This window comes from Mucilaginibacter pocheonensis, from assembly GCF_031456535.1.
GTDB classification, from domain to species: domain Bacteria; phylum Bacteroidota; class Bacteroidia; order Sphingobacteriales; family Sphingobacteriaceae; genus Mucilaginibacter; species Mucilaginibacter pocheonensis.
Genome location: NZ_JAVDUU010000001.1, coordinates 688,870 through 708,089, shown reverse-complemented (window position 1 = coordinate 708,089; position 19,220 = coordinate 688,870). Strand labels below are relative to the sequence as shown.

Genomic DNA, 19,220 nt, shown 5'->3' with positions numbered 1-19,220 from the left:
GCCCCGTTTAGCGGGGCCTGTTTTATTATTTTAGAATCTCGATGTATTTAAAATTCTTGCTGAACTTAAACTCCACGGTACCATCGGTATTAATGGTGAAATCGTTCACCGCTTTGCCATCGGCAATTATTTTTGCCGGCTTAAATGGCAAACCAATAAGGTTAAGGTGATAACCTTCATAGCGCGGCGTGTATAAACCTTCCATGCTTTGGCTTATAGTTAGTTTTCTTAGGTTTCCGTCAACCACAAACTTTTTTTCAAGGTAGATGTCCTGCTCATAGGCAAAAGTTTCGCCGTAATCTTCAAACAGGAAGGAGTTAACTTCGTAATCGGTGTAATATATATTCAGTTTAACTTCTTCTATCTCATGCTGGCCTACGTACTGCATTACGGGGTATTCGGGTATTACCGAACCGGCTTTGATAAATACAGGCAGCGTATCCAGCGGAGTTGGCACGGTTACCTCTTTACCGCCTTCAATAATTTCATAAGTCCAGAAATTGAACCATTTGCCTTTTGGTAAATATACGTTACGCTGAATTTGGCCGGCTTCCATTACGGGGCATACCAGTATTTTATCGCCATAGGTATATTCATCCTGCCTGAAGTGGTTTAGCTTCACATCCTGCTCATGCATCACTATCGGCCTTAAAATAGGGAAACCATAACGGTGGTGTTCCCAGAAGGTAGAATACAGGTAAGGCAGCAAACGGTACCGCAGCTCAATAAATTTACGGTTGATGGCCGTAAACGGCTCGCCAAAGCTCCAGGGCTCGCGCTCCTTGGTATCACCTGCCGAATGCGCACGCATAAAAGGCGAAAACGCCCCCATCTGTATCCAGCGGGTAAACAGTTCGCCATCGGGCTCGCCGCTAAAACCGCCTATGTCTGTACCGCAAAACGGGATGCCTGATATGGATAAGCGCTGGCATTGGATATTGCCTAATTTAAGATGCTCCCACGAGGCCACATTATCGCCCGTCCATACCGACGAAAAACGCTGCACCCCTGAGTATCCGGCCCTGGTTATTGTAAAAGGGCGTTTATTTTTCATGATGTTGCGCAGGCCTTCATAGGTTGAGCGCACCATTTGCATTCCGTATATATTGTGCGCCTTGCGGTGCGATCCGCGGAAACCATCGTACTGGTGACGTACATCATCAGGGAAGGTGCCTGCGCCAAACACTGCCGGTTCGTTCATATCGTTCCAAACCCCGGCCACGCCCATCTGCACCAGCTCATCAAATAAACCACCCCACCAGGTACGTACCTCGGGGTTGGTAAAATCAGGAAACTGGCAACGGCCCGGCCATACATGGCCCTCCATAAAATAATCATCGCAGCGGCGGCAAAAGTACCTGTTCTCTTTACCCTGCTTAAATACCTCGTAATTATCGTCAACACGTATACCGGGGTCAATAATTACTACCGTTTTAAAGCCATCGGCAGCCAGTTCACTGATCATCTTTTTAGGGTCAGGGAAATACTTGCGGTTCCAGGTAAAACAGCGGTAGCCATCCATGTAGTCAATATCCAGGTAAATACCATCGCAGGGGATCTTGTTTTCACGGAACCCACGGGTGATTTTTTTCACTTTAGCTTCGGGATAGTAGCTCCAGCGGCATTGGTGATAACCCAGCGCCCACAGCGGGGGCATGGGGTGGGTACCGGTTAAAATATGGTAGCTTTTTACCACATCCATCATATGCGGCCCGTGTATGTAGTAATACTGCAGTTCGCCCCCATCGGCCCAGAAACTTGTTTTGGTACTATCCTCGGCTCCGAAATCAAACTGCGCTTTAAAGGTATTATCAAAGAAAATACCATGGGCTATGCCCTCGTTCACACTGATATAAAAAGGTATGCTGCGATAAAGCGGATCCTGGTTCCAGGCAAACGAGTAAGCGTCGGTATTCCAGTTTTTTAATCTTTTTCCGCGCAGGTTAAACTCTGTAGGTTTATCGCCCAGACCAAAAAAGCTTTCGTCGGTATGGCAGGTTTTGGTACAAAAAACATAGTAGCCGCCAAACTTCACGTTCTCTTCCCAGTGCATAGGCACCGCGTCGGTACTGGTGATGTGGTTGTTATTGTCAGAAAAGGAAATAAAGAAATCCTGTTTACGGATATGACAGTTTATCGATTTAGTGGCTACACGAAATTCAATTTCGTCTTCATATAGGGTAAACGCCGTGGCTTTATGCTCCAGTTTAGGTACGGCGTATGAAAATTCTTCTAAAAAAACACCATGCGGGGCCAATCTTATCCTAATGATCTCATCAGTTACAACAACTACTTCTACCTTTGCATCACCATCGGTAAAGTAGAATTTATTGCCCAATTGATCGGCATGATTGGGCGTGCCAAGGTATTTTTTGATGATCGGCTTAATACCATCAGCAGGATTATTTAAGTGGTGAAACTCTTCTTCCTCTTCAAGTAAATTTTCAGCTTCGGCTAACTTGCTGGTAATCAGTTCCTGATTTGGTATATTACTTTCCATTCAAATTAATTAGGGGTTCTTTGCAAATATGTACAATGTGTACTTATTACGCAATATACAACAATTGAATTAATGAAAAATCATTAACCATGCCATTAAAGCTCAATTTATTACATTGATGAAAATTTTTTATTAACAATTGTCAATATAACACTCAATCCATCTTTAATACCAGTCCTCCCGAAGCCTGCAATTTTACATCAATGCCCTCTTTAATATCATTTGTACTAAATTTAGTCCCGCTTAACAGGTCGGTAAACTGTTTTTCGCCTGTGAGGTTTAATTTGGTCAGCAGGTCTTCCGGCAGTTTTACACGCATATACCGTTCGCTCCGGTTAAAATTAGCTATGACGAGTATTTGCTGGTCATTAGTGTATCGCATATACATATACAACAGCTGATCAAAACCAGGCTCGCGCTCATTTGCTATCATCAGCTCATAAAAGCTGCCGCTTTTTAATGCCTCATTATTAAGTACACTATTTAACAGCGTTTGATAAAACCCGCGCAGGTTTTTTTGACTGTCCGATAGCTTTTCGTCGTTGAAAGCGCCATTATTAAGCCATTTCTGATGTTCGGGCACCGCGCTGTAGTCAAATATGGAAGTGCGCCCGTCATCGCCGCTAAAACCCTGGCTGCCCACGGCGGGTTCGCCAACCTCCTGCCCAAAATAAATCATCACCGGGCCCGTGTTTAAAGTGGCGGTCACGATCATGCCGGGCACGGCCAGCCATGGGTTGCCGGCAAAATAACCGGAGGCTATACGCTGCTCGTCATGGTTTTCCATAAAGCGCAGCATGTGCTGGTCAATATCATGACAATGGTGGTTCCAAACGCTATTGATCTCCCAGGTGCTGGCGCCGTATTCGGCACAGGTTAAACGCCTCACGGCATCATAAAGACCCACCTTATCATACAGGTAATCAAATTGTCCTTTAAAAATATAGTCATAATATTTATTTTTGTCATAGGCTTCGCCGATGAACACCGTACCCGGATAAGCAGCTTTTAACCGGGGGATTACCCAGGCCCAAAACTCAATAGGCACCATCTCCACCATATCGCAGCGAAAACCATCTATCCCCTTTTGGCTCCAGTAGTTTAAAATATCATATACCTTGTTCCACAGCGGCGGTACGGGGTCAAAGTGGCCGCGGCGGTTGTCCATATAATCAACGCCGTAATTAAGCTTTACGGTCTCAAACCAATCATTTATGGAAGGAGTGGCGCTAAACACATCATTGCCTGTGGCACGTGCGGGGTACTCATCAAAGCGGCCGTCTTTCTGCTCGCTTACAAACTCATCCCCGCCCGGGTTGTACCCGGGTGGCACTGTAAAATGTTGCCCGGGGATATAGTAAAAATCGTTTTTGGGGTCAAAGGCTTTGCCGGTGTCATCGTCCTGCCCAAAATCGCGCACACCGGCAGGTTTCACGTCAGACGCGTAAGTGCGGGCCACATGGTTGGGTACCAGGTCCATCAATACTTTAAGACCGTTGTTATGGGTGCGTTGTATCAGTGCCTCATACTCGCCAATACGGTTGTTGACATCAACGGCCAGATCGGGCGCCACATCGTAATAATCCTTTATAGCATACGGGGAACCCGCCCTGCCCTTAACAACATCAGGATCATCATTAGCAATGCCGAACGCCGTATAATCGGTCATGGTGGCATGTTCAATCACGCCCGTGTACCAGATATGGGTAAAACCCATGCGCTTAATTTCCTGCAACGCCTTATCGGTTATATCATTCAGTTTGCCCACCCCGTTCTCTTCAATAGCGCCGTTGGGCTTGTTAAGCGTTTGGGTATTGCCAAACAGCCGGGGCAGTAACTGGTATATAATAAGCTTATGATCTGTTTCCATGTTGTTAGTATCAAGTTGTTAGTATCATGTATCGAGATTTTTTCCGGTATTGTTTGAAATCCACGCTGAGCTGTTCAAAAGCGCGTTGTCCGAAGTCTCTGACTCGCGCTGTTCGAAGTCTCTGACTTCGAACGACTATGCTCGTAGTCTTCAGACTACCGTATGCTGCGCTTTTCTAAATTCAGCGCTGTTCGAAGTCTCTGACTTCGAACAGACTATGCCTGTAGTCTTCAGACTACAATATATTCAAGTACAAACAATCAACATCAATAATCTGATCAACGCCCGCATAATTTGACGCGCTTGAATAAACAAAATCCTCGGCACGATAAACCAAACCGGCCTTAACAGGGTTCTGATGAATGTAATCGATCTTTTGTTGCATAAAAGCCGGCGAGTTAAGTTCAATAAAATGGTTATCATGCTCCCATAACTGATATCGCTCGTTACGACTATGTCTTGAAGCGTAGTATTTAAACTGATGCAACATCCATTCACGACGACTTTCGCCATCATTTCCTTCTATATCATCCAGAATACGTTTAGCCGTAAATTTTTTGCAGTCCCTTACAAAATCGCTTATTGCAAATCCTTCATCTACTGAAACTATAAGATGTATATGATTGGACATAACCACATAAGCATGTAAATGCAGTCCCTTGTGCAACTGGCAGTATTTGAACGATTCGATCATAATGTCGCGATATTGCTGTCTGGAAAATACATCTATCCATCCTACCACGGTGAATGTCATGTAATAAATTGCCTGCTGATCGTGAATAATATAGCCTTTTCGTGTCATTTAATGAGCTTGGTTAAATGTAACAAAGCGTTACTGTAGTTGCAAACTACAGGCATAGTCGTCCGAAGTCAGAGACTTCGGACAGCGCATCAGAAACTTCGGACAACGCTTGAGCTCAGCACAATACGCTGATAACGGTTCATGCTTTTAATCCTTATTAATAGTTAATTCACTATTTGGGCCAACCACCTGTCCTTTGCCGTAAACTACCACATCAGCCGGTTTATCCGAAATGTTGCTGATCTGTACGCCGTGCTTACTTACTTTAATATGCAGCAGCGCCCCGCGGAAACCAATGTGAAAGGAGAACGACGCCCATTTTTCGGGAATAAACGGCTGGAACGACAGCTTACCATCGCGTACGCGCATTCCGGCGAAACCTTCTATTACCGACATCCACGTACCGGCCATTGAGGTAATATGGCAGCCATCTTCCGTATCATTATTATAATCGTCCAGATCGAGGCGCGCGGTACGCAAATAAAACTCATAGGCCCGGGCCTCATCGCCAAGCCTGGCGGCTAATATGGCGTGCACGCAGGGCGACAGGGATGATTCATGCACCGTGCGCGGTTCATAAAAATCAAAGTTGCGGCGGATGGTTTCGGTATCAAACCGGTCTTCAAAAAAATAGATGCCCTGCAACACATCAGCCTGCTTAATATAGCAGGAGCGCAATATCCTGTCCCAGCTCCATTTTTGGTTCAGCGGCCTGTCGGCAGCCGGCAGGTCTTTTACTAATATCTGCTCCTTATCCAAGTAGCCGTCCTGCTGCAAAAATACCTGCAGGTCATCATCATACGGATAGTGCATTTTTTCGATGATGTCCTTAAACTTCGCGGTTTCGGTACCTTCATCAAAGTTTATTTTGGCTATAAGCGCTTCGTACTTTTCTGGCGCCAGCGCCTTTACCTTTTCGGCTACCTCCATGGCATAGCCCATACACCAGGCAGCCAGCGTATTGGTATACCAGTTATTGTTAATGTTATTTTCGTATTCGTTAGGCCCGGTTACACCCAGCATCACGTATTTACCCTTGTTGGCCGACCAGTTAACCCTCTGCGACCAGAAACGGGCTATGGCTATCAGCACCTCCAGGCCATAATCGGCCAGGTAAGTTTCATCGGCTGTGTAGCGTACATAATTAAAAATGGCATAAGCAATGGCGCCATTACGGTGTATCTCCTCAAAAGTGATTTCCCACTCATTATGGCATTCGGTACCATCCATAGTAACCATTGGGTACAGCGCGGCGCCGTTTTTAAAGCCCAGCAGGGCCGCGTTCTCTATAGCCTTGCCTAACTGTTTATAGCGATATAAAAGCAGGTTACGGGTCACCTTTGGGTGGGCTGTTGCCAGGTAAAAGGGCACACAGTAAGCCTCGGTATCCCAATAGGTTGAGCCACCATATTTTTCGCCGGTGAAACCTTTGGGGCCAATGTTCAGGCGGTCGTCTTCGCCGGTGTAAGTTTGGTTAAGCTGAAAAATATTGAACCGGATGGCCTGTTGCGCTGATACGTCGCCTTCGATAATAATATCGTTACGCTCCCATTTTTTGGCCCACGCGGCGGCCTGTTCGGCCAGCATGGTATCAAAGCCTTTGGCACTGACGCGGGCAAGGGTCAACTCTAAATTCTCAGTTAATTTTTGTACCGGGTGATTTTGTGAAGACAGGTTTGCTACATATTTTACAATGCTAACGCTTTGCCCCTGCTGCACCTGCAGTTTAATAAGCGATGCTATGTATTTTTCTTTAACAACGGCTTCAGCCGGCGGCTGTACAGCCTTACCATTTTGCACAATGCTAAACTTCATGCCGGTAGCCACCTCAAATCCGGTCTTTTTGGTACGCATTACCACGTAGCCGCCATCGGGCCGGCTTGCCTTGCTTACTTCATCCCAAAATTTTTCGTCGTAGTTTGAATCTTTGTTCACTACGTCGCCGTCAATAGCTGGGGCCAGGGTAATAGTTCCGCTAAAATTAAGTGGGGTTATGGTATATTTAATAGCTGCAGTTTCGTCATCGGCCATGCTGCAAAAGCGGATGGCCTCAACCTCCACCTCCCTGCCGCCTTCAGTGCGTGCACGGAAGTTTCTTTTCAGGTACCCCTCCTTCATGTTCAGCTGACGGGTAAAGCTGCTTACGGCACATTTGGCCAGGTCAAGCTGTTCGCCTTCAAGGCTAACGTCAATAGTTGTCCAGTTGGCTGCGTTCAGCACTTTGGCAAAGTATTCGGGATAACCGTTCTTCCACCAGCCTACGCGGGTTTTATCGGGGTAATATACCCCGGCAATATAGTTGCCCAACAGCGATTGACCGCTATAGGCTTCTTCAAAGTTGGCACGCTGGCCCATGCGGCCATTGCCTAAACTAAATATGCTTTCAGATATTTGATGATGATGCGCGTCAAAGCCTTCTTCAATGATGCTCCATTCGTCTGCTTTTATATAGTTTTTCATTTGCCTCCCGGCCCCCCGTAAAGGAGGAGTGATTTTAAATTTATATTTTATTAAGCGCCCAATCTCCCGCTCCCTCTTTAGGGGGACGGGGGGCTTTATCCAACCCGCTTATTACCATATCCGCCTCATGCAGCAACACGGGGTCGCCAATTCCAATGGCTTTCATGCCGCCCGCTTTGGCTGCCTCAACGCCGGCAATGGCGTCCTCAAACACCACGCAGTATTTGGGTTCAATGCCAAGCTCAGCGGCACCCTTTAAAAACACCTCCGGATCGGGCTTGGCCTTACTTACCTTATTGCCGTCAATAATGACGTCAAACAGGTTGGCTATGTTTAACTTATTTAAAATGGTCATGGAATTTTTACTGGCCGATCCTAAAGCAGTTTTAATACCGGCATCGCGGCAGCTTTCCACAAATTCCTTTGCCCCGGGCAATATTTCGGCTGGCGTCATCTGGTTCACCATATCCATATACCAGGTATTTTTTTGAGCCGCAAGCAATTTCTGTTCGGCTTCGGTTTTGGTTATGCCGCCGCATTGGAGCACAATTTCAAGCGAGCGCATGCGGCTTACCCCCTTCAATTGCTCGTTATCAAGTTCGGTAAATTCAAACCCAAGCTCATTGGCCAGGCGTTTCCAGGCTTTATAGTGATAAACAGCCGTATCAACAATTACACCGTCGAGGTCAAAAATACAGGCTTTTATATGATCCATTTTTATATCTTGTATGCGGAGCCTAAAGTATTAAAAACTCGTTACAATGCACTCACAACAAACAATGATAATATAGCGGTTGAAATTTTAATGATGAGCTAAAGAAAAGCGGTGAATTAGGGTATGATCAAAAATAAAGCGAAATTTAACAAGGCAGAGCAAGCAACCTATAATTTATACTTCATATGAACGTACAAGAACAAATCACAGCCTATATTACCAGCCAACCCGAACCAAAACGTAGTGAAATGCAGGAGCTGCATACGCATATACTTCAAACACTGCCAGGATGTAAATTATGGTTTGATGATGGTAAAAACAACGAAAACAAAACTGTTACCAACCCTACTGTTGGATACGGGCTTTACACCATAAAATATGCGGGTGGAAAAACCAGGGAGTTTTTTCAGATTGGTATGAGCGCAAACAAAACAGGAATCTCGGTTTATGTCCTCGGCATTAAGGATAAAACATACCTGGCCCAAACATTCGGGAAAGAATTAGGCAAGGCGAGCGTAACCGGGTATTGCATCAGGTTCAATAAATTAAAAGACATAAACACTAAAGTGCTTGAAGCAGCAATTCGATACGGGGTTGAGGCTACAAGTGAAAAATAAATTCTAAACTCGCGCACTGCCCCATAATTATAACATAGACCACCCAATTTTGGCCGGTAAGATTATTTGAGAAAAAATTTTTGTCCTTTATTTGGATTAATTATAAATAATAATAATCTTTGTGCCACTATATGATTACCACCGTTACCGAAATAAATCAATGGACAGATGTTTTTAGTACATCGGCAGGTGCCATTTACCAAAGTGATGCTGAACGCTGCTGGTATGTTGATTTTGCCGGTAAAATTGCCAAATTTGATTATCGCTGTCTGTTAAAATTACGTAAAGCGGTTTATCATATTGATATTGAGCACGCCCTGCTGAACACCACTAAAGACCCCGATGTGGAGATCATATTCATTTGCGCCTGCGACCATTGCTACGTACTATCCCTGCTTCAAATTATTGCCCTGAAAGAATTGCTGGAAGGTACATTTGTAATGCTGGAACTGAACCATATTCTGCACGACCGCCTTTGCAGCATCACCGCGTAGTTATTTAGATTAAATTCATATTGTTTTTAAATTGAACTAATGTTAACATATAGCGTTATTATTGTATATAAACTTGACTGTAAGTTTATTTACACATTCAATTAACGCAACCATGAAAGACCTGATCCGCATAAAAAGCTTAATTTCAAGTGAAATTGAAATGCTTTTAAACCAGCAAATAAAAAAAGAGGCCTACTCATCATCCGTATATTTATCAATGGCATCGTGGTGTAACCGCAATGGTTACGATTTTTCGTCTGAATACTTTTTTAAACAAGCCGAAGAAGAAAGACACCACCAACTTAAATTTTATAAATATGTACTGGATATGGGCGGCAATTCGGTATCTCCGGAGATAACCGGCATTAAACACGAATATAACTCGTTCCGCGAGGTTTTTGAAGAGGCCCTGGACCAGGAGATCAGCGTTACCAACTCCATTAAAAATATTTATGCCCGCTGCATGAAAGAGCAGGACTTTGTAACCATGGAATTTTTAAACTGGTTCCTGAAAGAACAACGTGAAGAAGAATACAAAGCCCGTCGTGCCCTTGAACTGTTTGACGTTATTGGCGAAGAAGGTACCGGCAGGTGGCAGATAGACAAACACGTTGGCCAGATCAAATACGATAGCGAAGCGTAATAACCGCTGCCAAAAAACTAAAAGTTTATAAACAACTATAAAAAGTCTCTTTACATTATAAAGGGACTTTTTCATTTAAACACATTTCCTCCAAAGAGAGCCAGGTACAATAAATAACGCTTATATCAGATCCAATAATTTCAACACATCTTTAGCATGATATTCCTTTAGCCAGGTGTTGCCCGGTTGTATACTGCAAACGGGGGCATATTTACACCTGTCGGTGCATTCTGTTTCAATTATTTCAATTTCCTCTGGTCCGTGATGATGCTTGGCGTATGATTTGGCCAGCTTGTACATATCCTTGCCACCTCTTTTGCCACATTTGCTGCCGGTACATACATACAGTACTTTATCCGGTATGGTAAATTTACTCATAAGGATATTTATTTATTGTTAACATTAACTGCACAAAGTTATAACAATAAAATTCCTTTTGCGCTATATGCCTATCTGTCAAAACCTTTAATATAATCAGCTAACGGCTCCAATCCCACCTGCTCGCGTAACTTATCAACCAATTTGGGATATTTTAGCGGGAAAGCTGAAAACTTACCGGTCTTGTTATCTCTTGACAGTTGCGTACCATAAATTTGCTTTTGATTTTTGTTAACTAAGATCCTGTCCGTCAGGTAGGCATAATTTCTTTTACTGGCATTATTTTTATCCACTTGCTTTTTCATTAAGGCAACCACGTGTTCCTGAAAAGCTATATCATCATCACAATGCTGTATTATAGCCCAAAAATTGTCACTTGACTCACCCACCAGGTCATAGCCAGGATATCCATATTTTTTTATGATGGCTTTAGCCTTCAATTCATTTATGCTGTCGGTTTCCGACCATTTACTCTGGATAGTTTCATCGCTATAAACCGATCTCTCTTTATGCTGCACTTTAACAAACTCTTTACGCCAAAACTGGTCGCTCTTAAACATAGAATCAATTTGTTTGATCAGGACTGTATTCATTTTGCCAGATTGGGCGTAGGGCACAGTGATAAAATAGCCTAAAAGCAGGATAGCAATGAAGATTGCTTTGGATATTAATGATTTCATCAGATATTTTTAAACTAAATATATAGTTAATAATTCATCGTTTTTCAAAAAAATAAAATTTTATTTGCGTAACCCAAACGTTACATATACATTTGCGTAACCCAACAGTTACACGTTTATGAAAAGAGACCTTGTTATTAAATGGCATTTCCCCCACCCTCCCGAAAAAGTATGGGAATGCTTAACCAGCCCGCAGTTGGTGAGCCAATGGCTAATGAAAAATGATTTTAAGCCCATTGTTGGCCATAAATTCCAGTTTCATAGCAAACCTTTGCCAAAAATGGGCTGGGATGGCATTGTTTACTGCGAAGTGCTGGAGGTTATCCCAAACCAAAAGCTGGTGTACACCTGGAAGGGCGGCCCGCGGCCTGGTGTTATTGGATTGGATACCCTGCTTACCTGGGCCCTAACCGCCGAAGATGGAGGCACCCGGATGGTATTGGAACACAGTGGCTTTAAAGGATTTAAAAATATTATATCCAGCATATTTATGGAAAGCGGATGGAAAAAGGGCATTACCCGCAGACTGAATGAACTATTAAATGAAATGCAATGAGGACAAATACAGACCCCTTTCAGGCGCTTGCCGATCCGGGCAGGCGGGCTATATTAATGATGTTGTCGCAAAACAGGCAATCTATTAATACCATTGCCGGCAATTTTGATATCAGCAGACCCGCGGTGTCCAAACATATAAAGGTGCTTTACGAAGCAGGACTTGTACAGATAAAAGATAGCGGGCGTGAACGTTACTGCGAACTTAACCCTGATGGGTTTAACGAGGTTAAAAAATGGCTCGACTATTTCGATCAGTTCTGGCGAACCAAACTGCAGAACCTGGAAGACCTTTTAAATCAACAACATAAAACCAAATAAATATGAAAGCGATCGAAATTATTTCAATCCCGGTTACCGACCAAACCCTGGCCAAAGAGTTTTATCAGAAACTGGGCTTCAAGGTGCTGGTTGATGCCCCTTTTGGCCCAAACCAGCAATGGGTGCAACTGGCCTTCCCCGGTTCAGCGGTTTCCATTACGCTGGTTAACTGGTTTCCAGAAATGACGCCGGGAAGCATGCGCGGCTTTGTGGTTAAAACCGATGACCTGGAGGCAGACATTAAAGACCTTATCGCTAAGGGAATTGAAGTTGGCAATATTGATACCACACCCTGGGGTAAATTCCTTGCTGTTAAAGACCCGGATGGCAATACAGTAAGCCTGCATGCTGATTAAAAATTGCCTGAACCACGATTAAACAGATTGAGTTGACTTTCACGACTGCAAATCAAATCCAAAAAATCTGATAAATCCGTTTAATCGTGGTTCAGACAAAAAAAATCTGCACATTTGAAAAATGTACAAAAAGTATTCTGCTCTACTCCTTATCCTTCTTTTTACAATATGGGGATGTAACCCCAGGCCCGATAATCTTTATAAAGTAGTAAAAATAAAAGACGGCGATACTTTGGGCCTGCTCACCAATGATAACCAGCAGATCACCGTTCGCCTGGCCGAGGTTGATTGCCCCGAAAAAACACAGGCTTTTGGACAAGCCGCTAAAAAATTCACATCAGATCTGTGCTTTGGCAAAGATGTTAAGCTGGATGGCAATACAAAAGACCGGTATGGCCGCACCGTGGCCCTTGTTATATTAACCGATGGTACCAACGTAAATTACCAGCTGGTAAAAAGCGGTTATGCCTGGCAATATAAGGCTTACTCAAACAACGAGGAGTTGGCCAGACTGGAACAACAGGCCCGTGAAAATAAACTGGGCCTTTGGCAGGATGCCAACCCCACCCCACCCTGGGAGTTTCGCCGGGAAAAGAAACCAGCTGGCCAGGAAAATAAGCCTGCTAAAAAACATTACAGGAAGCGCAAACCAAAACTTGAGTATACCTTTTAAAATACTAACTTTATAGCAATAACATACTATGAAGTTTATCAAAGCCTTCTTATCCATAGCTCTTACACTCCTGCTGATCTGGGCGCTGCAAACCAAATTTGGTCCCGTGCCGCCTATAGGCCGGTTTTTAAGTCCGGCAGATGGTTTTTGGCAAAATGCAGAAAGTAAAAACATTTTAACTACTACGCACTTAATGCTGCCAGGCCTTACTGGCAAGGTTACCGTTAAGTATGACGAAAACCGCATCCCGCATATTTTTGCCGATAACGAGCATGACCTGTATTACGCACAGGGCTATATCACCGCTACCGACCGCCTTTGGCAAATGGATATACAAACCCGGCAGGCCGCGGGCAGGCTGGCCGAAGTGCTGGGTCCGCAGTTGCTGGAAGTTGACCGTTACCACCGCCGCATGGGCATGGTTTACGGCGCCGAGAAAACCTTAAAGGCTATGATGCAGGAGCCTGCCGTACGCAAAATGATCCTGGCTTATACCGATGGCATTAACGCGTACATTCACCGCTTACACCCCCGGCAATACCCCATTGAGTTTAAAATGCTTGATTATGCCCCCGAAGAGTGGCAACCCATCAACTGCGCGTTCCTGCTTAAACTCATGAGCGAAACGCTGGCCGGCGGCTCAAACGAGTTTGCCATGAGCAATATTTTAAAACGCTTTGGCCCCGCTACCACAAATGATCTGTTCCCTGATTATCCAATGCACGAGGATCCTATTATCCCCGCCGGTACCAAATGGGATTTTAAACCGCTGCCTATCCCCAGCCCATCTGCCGGGTTTATGGCACAGATGAATGACAGCGCCAAACGCGTTATAAAAGCCGAAGGCATAGGCAGTAATAACTGGGCGGTATCAGGCAGTAAAACGGCCAATGGTTATCCTATTCTGGCTAACGACCCGCATCTGGACCTCACTTTCCCGTCAATATGGTACCAGGTACAGCTTACCGCTCCATCCGTAAATGTTTACGGGGTATCATTGCCGGGTTCGCCCTGCGTAATATTGGGCTTTAACAATAACATTAGCTGGGGCATTACCAATGTTGATGCCGACGTGCTTGACTGGTACCAGATAAAATTCAAGAACAATAAAAAAGACGAGTACTGGTACAATAACCAATGGAACAAAACCAACCGCAGGGTTGAGGTGATCAATATACGCGGACGGGCGCCTTTGTATGATACCGTTATTTACACCCACCATGGCCCGGTTGTTTATGAAAGCAAGGCAAAAAAAGGCGACGGGCCCGATTTTGTACCTGTTGGCGATGCATTAAGATGGATAGCACATGATGAATCGGACGAGTTGATGGCTATGTATATATTAAACAAGGGCAAAAATTACGACGATTACCGCAAAGCCCTAACCTATTTTAACGCCCCGGCATCAAACTTTGTGTTTGCCAGCAAGAACAATGATATAGCTATTACACCCAACGGAAAATATCCTTTAAAATATAAAGACCAGGGTAAATTTATACTGGACGGTACAGACCCTGCCGACGACTGGCATGGCTGGATCCCTTTTGATCAGAACCCCACGGTTAAAAATCCGCCCCGCGGCTTTGTAAGCTCGGCTAATCAATCCTCAACAGATCCGTCTTATCCGTACTATATCAATTGGTCATTTGCGCCTTATGAGCGCGGCAAACGGATCAACGACAGGCTAACCGCAATGCAACATGCTACCATAGATAGTATGCGCATCCTGCAAACAGATACGTACAGCATCCGCGCGCAGGATATTTTGCCAACTATGTTAAAATACATCGATGGGTCAAAGCTCAACAAAACCCAGTTGACCGCCCTTAACATGATAAAAACCTGGAATAAGGATTTCACCGTAAACTCCACCGGGTCAACCATATTAAATACCTGGTGGCAAAAAATGTACAACATGATCTGGAGTGATGATTTTGCAGCCAAAGATCTGCAGGAAAACTATCCCTCGGTTGACAGGACCGAGCAGCTTTTGTTAAAAGAGCCCGGTTCAAAATGGTTTGATGATATCAACACGCCTGCAAAAGAAACCTGTGCCTATGTCATAAACCAATCCTTTAAAGCCGCGATAAATGATCTGGTTAAGCAATTTGGTAAACCAGGTAAAAGCTGGCAATGGGGACAAGTAAAAAAATTGGAGATCAAGCACCTTACCCGTCAGGAAGCATTCAGTTCGGGTAATTTTCCAACAGGCGGTACAGGATCAACGGTTAACGCGCTCAATAACGGCCATGGCCCTTCATGGCGTATGGTGGTACAGATGGGGCCTACGGTAAAAGGCTTTGGTATTTTACCCGGCGGCGAATCAGGCAACCCCGGCAGCTTTTTTTACAGCGATATGCTTAAAACATGGCAGCAGGGGCAGCTAAAAGAACTATTGTTCCTGCAATCAGGCGATGAAATGTCTGACCGTATCAAAAGCACATTAACTATAGGCAGTAAATAATTAAGCATATCATGTTATTTCTCATCATACTTATACTATCGTTTGCAAGTGGTTTCTTTTTACCCTGGTGGGTTGTTGCCATAGCAGCGTTTTCGGCCGCCTTTTTTGTTGGCAAAACTTCGGGGCAGGCGTTTTGGTCGGGCTTTTCATCGGTATTTATTGTATGGATCGTATTAGCCCTGTTCAAAAGTATCCCTAATGACCATATCCTGGCGAAAAAGGTAGCACTATTATTTCACTTGCCCGGCTGGGGTTATCTATTGCTTATCACGGGCATTATTGGCGGTTTGGTAAGCGGCTTAGCGGCTCTTTCGGGTTTGCTGTTAAAACGGGCGTTCGAAAAGTAAAAAAATAAAAATGCCCGTACGTTTCTTCATACGGGCATTTTTAATCAGAGCTATTACTTTAAAAAGCCTTTAAAGATTCCTTTAACACAGTAACTGCCTCTTTATCGCTTTTTGATGAGGCAAAAATATCCTGCGATGAAGATGCATCACCATAAAAATTAGCATTCGCCGTTTTATCAATAGCCAGGTTTGAGCCGTTAATAGTAATACCTGCAAATAAACCGCGGCTGCGTGAGTAGGAATAAACTTCGGCCTGTAGTTTATAATCAGTACTTGCCGTTGAGCTGCGCCCAACCGGGCCCGCAGCGGCCGATATATCGCCACCAATAGTAAAATCGCCGTTTTTAACCTTGGTTAATACACCTTTATGGCGGAATACCAATACCAGATCAACAGATTGTACGCCTATTTGCAAGCCAAAGCTACCACCGGTTAAAGTTACAAATACCGGGTCGCTCCATTTACCGCTGGCTAATTTCACCATGGCCACTCCCCGGCCGCGTTTGCCGCCAATACCAAAGCCGGCGTTAATCAGCTTAGGAATGATCACAATTCCTTCGTACTCTTCCAGTAACTGGCGCGGGATACTCTCCTTCATTTTACTGAATTCTTTTAACACATTGGCAGCATTGTGCACTCGCTCGGTTTCTTTATCCGCCGACTTGGCCGATATCAGCACAAAAAAAAGGCTTAATATGAGCGGGAATTTCAAAAATTTTAATGTTTTCATGGGGTTTTGATTCTTAATTACAATTATATTATTAAGTAGTATTATATATTAACTAACCCCCCAAACGTATACTTGTTTGTATAAATTGTGCGATTAGATAATCATTTATTTTTTGCTTGGATAGCGAAGGCAAATCTATCAGATTTTGGGGTCTGATTTTCCCGGCTGAGGGGAAAAACGGGTTTATATTTGACATTTTTAAGTAAAAATTCCAAACAACTATTAATCAGCAAATCCCGGTTCGGGCTATCCGCATATCTGAAATACCTATCTTTGCAAACAATGAGCACTCCGGATAAACAACAGGTATTTTCTATCAGCAGCACAACAGAGTTTAATGATACAGCCCTGCAAATTTTCAAATATCAGGCAAAAAACTGCGCTGTTTACCGGCAATTTATTGAAGGCTTAAAAGTTGATGCCGCCAGCATTGGTTCGGTTGAACAAATACCTTTTTTACCTGTCGAGTTTTTTAAATCGCACCGAGTGTTAAGCTCCAGCCATCCTGCTGATGTTGTTTTTACCAGTTCGGGCACTACAGGCCTAACAACCAGCAGTCACTATATAAGTGATAAAACCTGGTATGAAGAAAGTTTTAGGCAGGCTTTCCTGTTATTTTATGGCAATATTAAGGATTATACCGTGCTGGCGCTACTGCCTTCTTACCTGGAACGCGAAGGGTCATCATTGATCTATATGGTTAATGATCTTATTAAACGGTCCGAAAACCCAGATAGCGGTTTCTTTCTTTACAATCATGATGAGCTTTATCATCAGCTTAAAAAGCAGCAGGAGGCAAAAAAACCCGTACTTTTAATTGGCGTTACCTTTGGCCTGCTTGACTTTATAGAGAACTACCAGATAAATTTTCCGGAGCTTATTGTAATGGAAACTGGCGGTATGAAAGGCCGCCGCAAAGAAATGATCCGCGAAGAGCTGCACGAGGTTTTATGTAAAGGCTTCGGTGTGAGCGCTATTCATTCCGAATATGGGATGACTGAGTTGTTATCGCAAGCCTATTCAAAAGGCGAAGGGATCTTTATATGTCCGCCCTGGATGAAAATTATTATCCGTGACACTAATGATCCTATCAGCACGTTACCCAATGACAAAACCGGCGGCATTAATGTGATCGATTTGGCTAATATCAACTCCTGCTCGTTCATTGCCACCCAGGATCTTGGGAAAACCTACGCAAATGACTCGTTTGAGGTGTTGGGCAGGTTTGACCAGTCGGACATCAGAGGGTGTAATTTACTGATTGCTTAATGCATTTTAGTATCAGGTACCGTGACTTTTCTACATGGTCATATCAACTTTCAAAAATCCTGATACCTGATACTCAATACTAAAATCTTGTCTTTTAACCAGTATTATTATTATTTTTGCACGCGCCATAAATGCTGAAAACATGATTGAGAAATTTTTAAAAGAGGATCAGGATCCTAAAGCAGTTGAAAAAGTTTATTCCCGTTTGGTAGACCTGCTTTCTGCCGGTGAAGAGATCATCTATATAGCCGTTCAGAAAAAGCCATTGGTAAATTTGTTTCCTGATTGCATAGCCATAACCAACAAACGGGTATTGTTTTTTACCCCGGCCAACCTGGGGCTATCTATTAAGTTTGTTGATTTTGTTTGGAAAGATATTGTTGACGTACATACCAAGGAAGAAATTATTGGCGCCGTGTTTAGCGTAAAAACCACCAACGGGGCCGAGATGGCTGTTGATTATCTGCCCAAAATTCAGGGCCGTAAACTTTATCAGTACGCGCAGGAACGTAAAGAATTAGAACGCGAGGCCCGCCGCCAGCGCGACCTGGAGCAAAAACGTGCCGAGTCGGGATCTATTCAGTTTGATAACCCTGCCGCTGCACATGCTGCCGCGACGCAGCAAACCTTTGCTGCTCCTGCAGCTACTCAACAACCGGCGCCAGCACCTGTTGCACCACCCGCTCCGGTGGTACAGGAAGCACCAAAGCCAGATGAGCTTACCGAAAAACTTAAAAAGCTAAAAACGTTGTTTGATAACGGGCTTATATCACAGGAAGAATATAACCACAAAAAACTCGACCTGTTAAGCGACTTATAGCCCCAACCATTAAACATTTATAAAAAGGCGATGAATATGAAATTCATCGCCTTTTTTTATAAGCTGAACTATTGTAACAGCCGCTCATCAAAATTGAAGAGCTCCTTATTGATTATGCGAACATCTTTAATTCCTGGGTGCAGCGGATTGAGCACATAATTAAACTCGGCAGGTACCACAGCCGATGGTACCTGCATTACTAAATATTCCTGCTTTCTCAAAAACTCATCGCCCAGCTCTTTTAATATAGCCGGGGCAGATATATCCTGCCAGTTATGAGGCAGCAAATCAGCATCCAGGTGAGTTACGCTATGATCCGGAACTTCAATTTCGGCAAGGCAAAAATTATCAGGGATGATCAATGGATTTAAATGTACAAGTACTTCAAGCACAGCTAATGACCTGGAAGATGCCATGTAAAGCATCGGTCTGCCCTCAGTGTTCCAGCGCCCGCCATATAAACGCGCTCCGGTTCCGCTCAGGTCAGCAGCATAATGGCACTTAGCAATACGGTACAGTATCATTA

The 19,220-nt window shown here is 44.0% G+C and carries 20 protein-coding genes; 11 read left to right on the top strand and 9 right to left on the bottom strand.

What is annotated here, in order from left to right:
- Positions 1 to 25: 25 nt before the first annotated feature.
- The 5 genes from J2W55_RS03015 to pgmB all read right to left on the bottom strand — a co-directional run bounded on the left by J2W55_RS03015 (position 26) and on the right by pgmB (position 8,347).
- The gene (locus tag J2W55_RS03015) at positions 26 to 2,500 is read right to left on the bottom strand and encodes a glycoside hydrolase family 31 protein (RefSeq protein ID WP_310091797.1); all 2,475 of its coding nucleotides are present in this window, start codon (positions 2,498 to 2,500) and stop codon (positions 26 to 28) included.
- A gap of 154 nt (positions 2,501 to 2,654) precedes the next feature.
- On the bottom strand, positions 2,655 to 4,370 hold the full coding sequence (locus J2W55_RS03010; protein ID WP_310091795.1) for an alpha-amylase family glycosyl hydrolase: 1,716 nt from the start codon (positions 4,368 to 4,370) through the stop codon (positions 2,655 to 2,657).
- Positions 4,371 to 4,605: 235 nt separating this feature from the next.
- Positions 4,606 to 5,172 carry an REP-associated tyrosine transposase gene (locus J2W55_RS03005; protein ID WP_310091793.1) on the bottom strand — a complete coding sequence of 189 codons (567 nt, stop codon included), beginning with the start codon at positions 5,170 to 5,172 and terminating at the stop codon, positions 4,606 to 4,608.
- Between the two features lie 147 nt (positions 5,173 to 5,319).
- Positions 5,320 to 7,632: a glycoside hydrolase family 65 protein gene (locus J2W55_RS03000; protein WP_310091791.1), complete on the bottom strand. Its 2,313-nt coding sequence runs from the start codon at positions 7,630 to 7,632 to the stop codon at positions 5,320 to 5,322.
- Positions 7,633 to 7,672: 40 nt separating this feature from the next.
- Entirely contained in the window at positions 7,673 to 8,347 is a 675-nt protein-coding gene (gene pgmB / locus J2W55_RS02995; protein ID WP_310091788.1) for a beta-phosphoglucomutase, read from the bottom strand.
- 185 nt (positions 8,348 to 8,532) lie between these two features.
- Between pgmB and J2W55_RS02990 the strand changes: the two genes are divergently transcribed.
- The 3 genes from J2W55_RS02990 to J2W55_RS02980 all read left to right on the top strand — a co-directional run bounded on the left by J2W55_RS02990 (position 8,533) and on the right by J2W55_RS02980 (position 10,101).
- Positions 8,533 to 8,964: a DUF1801 domain-containing protein gene (locus J2W55_RS02990; protein ID WP_310091785.1), complete on the top strand. Its 432-nt coding sequence runs from the start codon at positions 8,533 to 8,535 to the stop codon at positions 8,962 to 8,964.
- Between the two features lie 131 nt (positions 8,965 to 9,095).
- Complete coding sequence (locus J2W55_RS02985; protein ID WP_310091782.1) at positions 9,096 to 9,458, top strand: hypothetical protein; 363 nt, start codon at positions 9,096 to 9,098, stop codon at positions 9,456 to 9,458.
- 112 nt (positions 9,459 to 9,570) lie between these two features.
- Positions 9,571 to 10,101, top strand: a complete 531-nt coding sequence (locus J2W55_RS02980) for a ferritin (protein WP_310091776.1) — start codon at positions 9,571 to 9,573, stop codon at positions 10,099 to 10,101.
- Positions 10,102 to 10,221: 120 nt separating this feature from the next.
- Here J2W55_RS02980 and J2W55_RS02975 read toward each other — a convergent pair whose 3' ends face one another.
- Positions 10,222 to 10,479, bottom strand: a complete 258-nt coding sequence (locus J2W55_RS02975) for a (2Fe-2S) ferredoxin domain-containing protein (protein ID WP_310091773.1) — start codon at positions 10,477 to 10,479, stop codon at positions 10,222 to 10,224.
- 71 nt (positions 10,480 to 10,550) lie between these two features.
- Positions 10,551 to 11,159 carry a DUF6624 domain-containing protein gene (locus J2W55_RS02970; RefSeq protein WP_310091770.1) on the bottom strand — a complete coding sequence of 203 codons (609 nt, stop codon included), beginning with the start codon at positions 11,157 to 11,159 and terminating at the stop codon, positions 10,551 to 10,553.
- Between the two features lie 118 nt (positions 11,160 to 11,277).
- Between J2W55_RS02970 and J2W55_RS02965 the strand changes: the two genes are divergently transcribed.
- The 6 genes from J2W55_RS02965 (at position 11,278) to J2W55_RS02940 (ending at position 15,875) form a co-directional block, all read left to right on the top strand.
- The gene (locus J2W55_RS02965; protein ID WP_310091768.1) at positions 11,278 to 11,715 is read left to right on the top strand and encodes an SRPBCC family protein; all 438 of its coding nucleotides are present in this window, start codon (positions 11,278 to 11,280) and stop codon (positions 11,713 to 11,715) included.
- The gene (locus tag J2W55_RS02960; protein WP_310091766.1) at positions 11,712 to 12,035 is read left to right on the top strand and encodes an ArsR/SmtB family transcription factor; all 324 of its coding nucleotides are present in this window, start codon (positions 11,712 to 11,714) and stop codon (positions 12,033 to 12,035) included. Before J2W55_RS02965 ends, J2W55_RS02960 begins: the two co-directional genes overlap by 4 nt.
- A gap of 2 nt (positions 12,036 to 12,037) precedes the next feature.
- Complete coding sequence (locus J2W55_RS02955; protein WP_310091763.1) at positions 12,038 to 12,391, top strand: VOC family protein; 354 nt, start codon at positions 12,038 to 12,040, stop codon at positions 12,389 to 12,391.
- 121 nt (positions 12,392 to 12,512) lie between these two features.
- Positions 12,513 to 13,064 (top strand): thermonuclease family protein, encoded by a 552-nt coding sequence (locus J2W55_RS02950; RefSeq protein ID WP_310091761.1) that lies wholly within the window; start codon positions 12,513 to 12,515, stop codon positions 13,062 to 13,064.
- Positions 13,065 to 13,092: 28 nt separating this feature from the next.
- Positions 13,093 to 15,528, top strand: a complete 2,436-nt coding sequence (locus J2W55_RS02945; protein ID WP_310091759.1) for a penicillin acylase family protein — start codon at positions 13,093 to 13,095, stop codon at positions 15,526 to 15,528.
- Between the two features lie 11 nt (positions 15,529 to 15,539).
- Complete coding sequence (locus J2W55_RS02940; protein ID WP_310091757.1) at positions 15,540 to 15,875, top strand: hypothetical protein; 336 nt, start codon at positions 15,540 to 15,542, stop codon at positions 15,873 to 15,875.
- A 58-nt stretch (positions 15,876 to 15,933) separates the two neighbouring features.
- Here J2W55_RS02940 and J2W55_RS02935 read toward each other — a convergent pair whose 3' ends face one another.
- Entirely contained in the window at positions 15,934 to 16,605 is a 672-nt protein-coding gene (locus tag J2W55_RS02935) for a lipid-binding SYLF domain-containing protein (RefSeq protein WP_310091755.1), read from the bottom strand.
- Between the two features lie 282 nt (positions 16,606 to 16,887).
- On the opposite strand from J2W55_RS02935, the gene J2W55_RS02930 reads away from it, so the two are divergent.
- Positions 16,888 to 17,874, top strand: a complete 987-nt coding sequence (locus J2W55_RS02930) for a LuxE/PaaK family acyltransferase (protein WP_310091753.1) — start codon at positions 16,888 to 16,890, stop codon at positions 17,872 to 17,874.
- Positions 17,875 to 18,016: 142 nt separating this feature from the next.
- A complete protein-coding gene (locus tag J2W55_RS02925) occupies positions 18,017 to 18,694 on the top strand; it encodes a PH domain-containing protein (RefSeq protein ID WP_310091750.1) in 678 nt (225 codons plus the stop codon).
- Positions 18,695 to 18,762: 68 nt separating this feature from the next.
- Here J2W55_RS02925 and J2W55_RS02920 read toward each other — a convergent pair whose 3' ends face one another.
- Complete coding sequence (locus tag J2W55_RS02920; RefSeq protein WP_310091747.1) at positions 18,763 to 19,218, bottom strand: RES family NAD+ phosphorylase; 456 nt, start codon at positions 19,216 to 19,218, stop codon at positions 18,763 to 18,765.
- Between the last annotated feature and the right edge of the window lie 2 nt (positions 19,219 to 19,220).

Coding starts and splice junctions, on each gene's coding strand:
- J2W55_RS02965 (WP_310091768.1), top strand. CDS start 11,278: ATGAAAAGAGACCTTGTTATTAAATGGCATTTCCCCCACCCTCCCGAA.
- J2W55_RS03010 (WP_310091795.1), bottom strand. CDS start 4,370: ATGGAAACAGATCATAAGCTTATTATATACCAGTTACTGCCCCGGCTG.
- J2W55_RS02955 (WP_310091763.1), top strand. CDS start 12,038: ATGAAAGCGATCGAAATTATTTCAATCCCGGTTACCGACCAAACCCTG.
- J2W55_RS02930 (WP_310091753.1), top strand. CDS start 16,888: ATGAGCACTCCGGATAAACAACAGGTATTTTCTATCAGCAGCACAACA.
- J2W55_RS02970 (WP_310091770.1), bottom strand. CDS start 11,159: ATGAAATCATTAATATCCAAAGCAATCTTCATTGCTATCCTGCTTTTA.
- J2W55_RS02980 (WP_310091776.1), top strand. CDS start 9,571: ATGAAAGACCTGATCCGCATAAAAAGCTTAATTTCAAGTGAAATTGAA.
- J2W55_RS02990 (WP_310091785.1), top strand. CDS start 8,533: ATGAACGTACAAGAACAAATCACAGCCTATATTACCAGCCAACCCGAA.
- J2W55_RS02940 (WP_310091757.1), top strand. CDS start 15,540: ATGTTATTTCTCATCATACTTATACTATCGTTTGCAAGTGGTTTCTTT.
- pgmB (WP_310091788.1), bottom strand. CDS start 8,347: ATGGATCATATAAAAGCCTGTATTTTTGACCTCGACGGTGTAATTGTT.
- J2W55_RS02950 (WP_310091761.1), top strand. CDS start 12,513: ATGTACAAAAAGTATTCTGCTCTACTCCTTATCCTTCTTTTTACAATA.
- J2W55_RS02960 (WP_310091766.1), top strand. CDS start 11,712: ATGAGGACAAATACAGACCCCTTTCAGGCGCTTGCCGATCCGGGCAGG.
- J2W55_RS02920 (WP_310091747.1), bottom strand. CDS start 19,218: ATGATACTGTACCGTATTGCTAAGTGCCATTATGCTGCTGACCTGAGC.
- J2W55_RS02935 (WP_310091755.1), bottom strand. CDS start 16,605: ATGAAAACATTAAAATTTTTGAAATTCCCGCTCATATTAAGCCTTTTT.
- J2W55_RS03015 (WP_310091797.1), bottom strand. CDS start 2,500: ATGGAAAGTAATATACCAAATCAGGAACTGATTACCAGCAAGTTAGCC.
- J2W55_RS02985 (WP_310091782.1), top strand. CDS start 9,096: ATGATTACCACCGTTACCGAAATAAATCAATGGACAGATGTTTTTAGT.
- J2W55_RS03005 (WP_310091793.1), bottom strand. CDS start 5,172: ATGACACGAAAAGGCTATATTATTCACGATCAGCAGGCAATTTATTAC.
- J2W55_RS02975 (WP_310091773.1), bottom strand. CDS start 10,479: ATGAGTAAATTTACCATACCGGATAAAGTACTGTATGTATGTACCGGC.
- J2W55_RS03000 (WP_310091791.1), bottom strand. CDS start 7,632: ATGAAAAACTATATAAAAGCAGACGAATGGAGCATCATTGAAGAAGGC.
- J2W55_RS02925 (WP_310091750.1), top strand. CDS start 18,017: ATGATTGAGAAATTTTTAAAAGAGGATCAGGATCCTAAAGCAGTTGAA.
- J2W55_RS02945 (WP_310091759.1), top strand. CDS start 13,093: ATGAAGTTTATCAAAGCCTTCTTATCCATAGCTCTTACACTCCTGCTG.